Source organism: Anaerotignum sp. (genome assembly GCF_045122575.1).
GTDB lineage: Bacteria > Bacillota > Clostridia > Lachnospirales > Anaerotignaceae > Anaerotignum_A.
This window is the reverse complement of sequence record NZ_JBGVHV010000064.1, coordinates 1-4844: the sequence shown is the minus strand read 5'-3', so window position 1 is coordinate 4844 and position 4844 is coordinate 1. Positions and strand designations below refer to the sequence as shown.

The following is a 4844-nucleotide window of genomic DNA, read 5'->3' as shown; positions in this document are numbered from 1 at the left end:
ATATGAGCGTGGAAAATGGCACAACAGGGATCACGGTTCCTTTCCATAAAGGCGCAGCGAAGTATTTCGCAGAACATGGTTTTACCGTTCCTACAGAATAATAACAGAAAAAATAATGACAGAAAAAAGAGGTATCCTCGCGAAAGGATACCTTTTTTATTTTCTGTATTCCATGGAATAGTTGTTCCAATGGCTGTTTTCTTCTTCAAAATATGCCGTTACGCGGAACCCGGCTTTTTCATAACAGCGGATGGCGCCGACATTGAAGCAGTATACCCGAAGGGAAAGGGAAACCAGACCCATTTCTTCAAAGGCGATGCGGGACAGTCCTTTTACAAAGCGTTCGCCATAGCCTTTGTTTTTGGCCTCCTCGGAGAAAATGAGACGGCAGATGCGCCCTGTTTTTGCTTCTTCGTTGATATCGCAGATCTCCCCTGCGCCGATGGGCGTTTCTCCCGCATAGGCCATGAAGAGGGAGACCCCGTCTTTTTCCGCCTGTCTCCGCACCTGTTCCTTTGTCAGGGGGTGCTGATAGGAGATCATGCCTGCCCATTGGAACAGATAGGCTTCGTCTTTGTTTTCGTTCCATCCGACGATGGCTTCATAATCGGTTTTTGTTGCAGGTCTGATGGTAAGCATAGGTTCCCTCCCGATGGTTTCTCTTGTGCGGCTCTTTGCAATTCATTATAATTAGGATAACACGAAACAGAAAGTGAGGAAATACGGATGCTCAAGAAAATTTATGAAGATCCCAATATTTTTCAGATAGATGTCCCTTTGCCCGATAACCCTCTTCGTAACCTGAACTGCTATATTATTCAGGATGCAGGGGAAACCTTGATTTTAGATACAGGCTTTAACCGCCCTGAATGTGAAGAAGCCCTGCTAGCAGGTCTGGCGGAACTGGATGCGGACTGGAATAAAACAGATCTGTTTCTGACTCATCTCCATTCCGATCATACGGGTTTGGCGCCTGCGGTCATGGGGGACAAGCCCGGAAAAATCTATATCAGCGCCAAAGACCATGATATCCTTGGACAGCATAAGGACGGCAGCCGCTGGGATGCGGCCGATGAGCTGTTCTATCGGGAAGGTTTCACCAGAGAACAGCTGGCAGAACTGCGGATTTCTAACCCTGCTCGTGGTCTGGCTCCTGCCAGATATTTCGAAGCGGAGTATGTGGCGGATGGGGATATCCTGAAAGTAGGTCGTTGGGCATTCGAATGTGTCTATGTTCCCGGCCATACCCCCGGTCAGATGTGCCTGTATTGTAAGGAAAAAAAGATCATGTTTACCGCCGACCATATCCTCTTTGATATTACGCCCAATATCACCCATTGGAGCGAGTCGGAAGATTCTCTGGGGGATTATCTGGAGAGTCTGGTGAAGATCCGCGCCTATGAAATCGGAACGGCACTGCCTGCTCATCGCAAAAATGAAATGGACGTTTATGTTCGCATCAGCCAGATCATTGAACACCATCTGGTGCGCCTGTGTGAAACGGTGGATGCATTGGCGGCCCAGCCCAATACCCATGCCACGGATATCGCTGCCCACCTGAAATGGTCTATGCGAGGCAAGACATGGGCAGAATTTCCTCTGAGCCAGAGATGGTTCGCTGTTGGGGAGACCATGGCTCATCTGGATTATCTCATCGTCCGCGGTATGGCGGAAAAGACCGAAGGGGAAAGAAATTCCTATCGTCTGCTGCTGGATGCGGAGGGATGTAAATCTAAATTAGAGGAAATCTGGAATAGATATAGATGAAACGCAGTATGCGTTTCAAATCGGGTCGAGGGGGTGACCCCCTCGTGGGAGTTTGAGAGCAAAGCCCTCAAGAAAAAGGAGATAACATGGATATTTTAAAGAAATTACAACAGGAATTTGAAATAAAGGCATCTCAGGTAGAGAATACGGTAAAGCTTCTGGACGAGGGCAACACCGTTCCGTTTATTGCCCGTTACCGCAAGGAAATGACAGGATCTCTGGATGACCAGATCATCCGTCAGCTTTCCGAACGCCTGACAGCTCTCCGCAATCTGGAGGAAAAGCGGGAGCAGGTGAAAAATGCCATTGCCGAACAGGGCAATCTGACAGAAGAACTGGCAATGAAACTGGATGCGGCGGAAACCCAGACAGAGATCGATGATATTTATCGTCCTTTCCGCCCCAAACGCCGCACCCGTGCATCCATTGCAAAGGAAAAAGGGCTGCAGCCTTTGGCAGATATGATCTGGGGACAGAAACTGATCGGTACACTGGAAGATTTTGCGGCGGTTTTTGTGGATGCAGAAAAAGGTGTGGAAACCATTGCCGATGCCATTCAGGGAGCAAAGGATATTCTGGCGGAGCAGATCTCCGATGATGCCGACCTGCGGAAGACCCTCCGCGAAGCAACGGTGCAGTATGGTGCTCTCCTTTCCAGAAAAACCAAGGACGAGCCTTCTGTTTACGAAATGTATTACGACTATCAGGAGCCTTTGAAAAAAGCGGCGGGGCACCGTATCCTTGCAGTAAACCGCGGGGAAAAGGAAGGCTTCCTTTCTGTGAAAATTGAAGGGGAAGAAGAAAAACTGCTGCAGCGGATGGAACGGAAGATCATCCGCAAAAACAGTGATACGGCGGAAATCCTGCAGGAAGTCATCGCAGATAGTTACAAACGTCTCATTGCCCCTTCTCTGGAAAGAGAGATCCGCAATGACCTGACGGAAAAAGCGGAGGAATCTGCCATTGGCGTCTTTCGTGAAAATCTGAAGCAGCTGCTTTTACAGCCGCCCATCAGCGGCAAGGTGGTACTGGCTCTCGACCCTGCCTACCGTACGGGCTGCAAGATCGCAGTCATCGACGAAACAGGCAAACCTCTGGAAACAGCGGTGGTTTACCCCACCCCTCCTCAGAACAAAACAGCCGAAGCAGAAAAGAAACTGCTGGGTCTCATTGAAAAATACGGCGTTGACCTTATTTCCATCGGCAACGGCACAGCCTCTCGCGAATCTGAACTGTTTGTGGCGGAAATGCTGAAAAAAACAAAGAGAAAAGTGCAGTACATCATCGCCAATGAAGCGGGGGCATCCGTGTATTCCGCATCCAAACTGGGGGCGGAGGAATTCCCCGAATACGATGTATCTTTAAGAAGTGCCGTATCCATCGGCAGAAGGATCCAGGATCCTCTGGCGGAACTGGTAAAGATCGACCCCAAATCCATCGGCGTTGGCCAGTATCAGCATGACATGAACCAGAAGCGTCTGGGTGAAGCTTTGGGCGGCGTGGTGGAAGACTGCGTAAACAGCGTTGGCGTTGACCTGAATACGGCCAGCCCGGCTTTGCTTTCTTATGTGGCAGGCATCAACGGTACGGTGGCGAAAAATATTCTGAAATACAGAGAAGAAAACGGCAGATTTTCCGCCAGAAAAGAACTGCTGAAGGTGCCCAAACTGGGGCCCAAGGCTTACGAACAGTGCGCCGGGTTCCTGCGTTTGCCGGAAAGCGAAATGGCACTGGACAGAACCGGCGTTCATCCTGAAAGTTACAAGGCGGCGGAAGGCTTATTGAAACTCTGCGGCTATACGCTGGAGGATGTGGCGGCCAAAAAGGTCACAGGTCTTGCAAAGAAGATCAAATCCCCCGAAAAAACAGCGGCGGAACTGGGTATCGGTCTGCCTACACTGGAAGATATCATCCGTGAACTGGAAAAGCCCGGCCGTGACCCCCGTGAGGATGCTCCTGCCCCTGTGCTGCGCAGTGATGTTCTCTCTATGGAAGACCTGCAGGAAGGCATGGTGCTGACGGGGACAGTCAGAAATGTCATTGATTTTGGTGTGTTTGTGGATATCGGCGTCCATCAGGATGGTCTGGTGCATATTTCCCAGATCTGCGACCGCTTCATCAAACATCCTCTGGAAGCGGTGAAGCTGGGGGATGTGGTGCAGGTGAAAGTCCTTTCCGTAGACCTGCAGAAAAAACGCATCTCTCTGACCATGAAAAATATCTAAGAAAATCTTACGATTTCAGCCCTTTGTTGCGAAACAAGGGGCTTTTTGTTATGATGAAAAAAGAAAATGCGGAAGGGAAGTGAGACGAGGGGAGTATTGTTTTTCGGTGGCAGACGAAGATATCCCGGGGAAACCGTTCCGAGGGGAGAATATTTTGGTGAATGGCTGGAACATCCGATTTTGGCAGTGTTGATGCTGTTTTATATCGTATGGATGTTTGTTCGTATCTACGCATTTTGGAAAAGCAGGAAATAAAAGTTGTAAATCTTGCAAAAACATCTTTTTTATCCTATAATAAAACAAGAATCGGTTTGTTTTGTAAGGAGGAATGGATATGTTCGATTTCCAGACAACGGCTTTCCTGCTGGATGCAGCCACACAGGCGCCGGAACAGGTAGGCCCCGGCACAGCCATCATTCCCGTGGCAGTGGGTTTTCTGTTTGCGATCGGTGTTTGCGGTTTTTTCATGCGTTATGCTATGAAAAAAGGTGAATTGGACAGAAAAGGATACGACCCTGATAAATTTAAAAAACGGAAATAAAAAGCGAAGCAAAAGACCTTTTGCTGCAGTCATGGACTGCGGCGGGAGGTCTTTATTTTTTTGCGGAAATACGGGGGAATGTTAAATCTATGGAAAGAAGCGGCGGAGTGCTGTCTGAGATATTTAACGAAAGGATGATATCGTATTTTACATGGGGAAAATATACTGATGCTGTAGTTTTTTAGTGGTTTTATAAGAAGATACAAAGGAGAAGATTTATGAAATTTTATGCAGCATCAAAAAAAGGATTATGTGCATTCCTTGCGTTGTCTGTGACCACATCTGCTGTTCCTGCTTTGGCGTGGGCAAAC

4 protein-coding genes are annotated in these 4844 nt (G+C 48.5%); 3 read left to right on the top strand and 1 reads right to left on the bottom strand.

The genetic code is table 11. The features are described 5' to 3' along the window. Window positions 1-156 precede the first annotated feature (156 nt). On the bottom strand, window positions 157-639 hold the full coding sequence (locus ACJMLT_RS02940; RefSeq protein WP_405726352.1) for a GNAT family N-acetyltransferase: 483 nt from the start codon (window positions 637-639) through the stop codon (window positions 157-159). Window positions 640-726: 87 nt separating this feature from the next. On the opposite strand from ACJMLT_RS02940, the gene ACJMLT_RS02935 reads away from it, so the two are divergent. From ACJMLT_RS02935 to ACJMLT_RS02925, 3 genes are all read left to right on the top strand, one after another. Beyond that, on the top strand, window positions 727-1767 hold the full coding sequence (locus tag ACJMLT_RS02935) for an MBL fold metallo-hydrolase (protein WP_405726349.1): 1041 nt from the start codon (window positions 727-729) through the stop codon (window positions 1765-1767). Window positions 1768-1853: 86 nt separating this feature from the next. Then, complete coding sequence (locus ACJMLT_RS02930; protein ID WP_405726346.1) at window positions 1854-3992, top strand: Tex family protein; 2139 nt, start codon at window positions 1854-1856, stop codon at window positions 3990-3992. Window positions 3993-4326: 334 nt separating this feature from the next. After that, complete coding sequence (locus ACJMLT_RS02925; RefSeq protein ID WP_405726343.1) at window positions 4327-4533, top strand: hypothetical protein; 207 nt, start codon at window positions 4327-4329, stop codon at window positions 4531-4533. Window positions 4534-4844 lie beyond the last annotated feature (311 nt).

Bases quoted from the DNA above. Each gene is read 5' to 3' on its own strand.
- ACJMLT_RS02940 (WP_405726352.1), bottom strand. From the start codon at position 639: ATGCTTACCATCAGACCTGCAACAAAAACCGATTATGAAGCCATCGTC.
- ACJMLT_RS02935 (WP_405726349.1), top strand. From the start codon at position 727: ATGCTCAAGAAAATTTATGAAGATCCCAATATTTTTCAGATAGATGTC.
- ACJMLT_RS02930 (WP_405726346.1), top strand. From the start codon at position 1,854: ATGGATATTTTAAAGAAATTACAACAGGAATTTGAAATAAAGGCATCT.
- ACJMLT_RS02925 (WP_405726343.1), top strand. From the start codon at position 4,327: ATGTTCGATTTCCAGACAACGGCTTTCCTGCTGGATGCAGCCACACAG.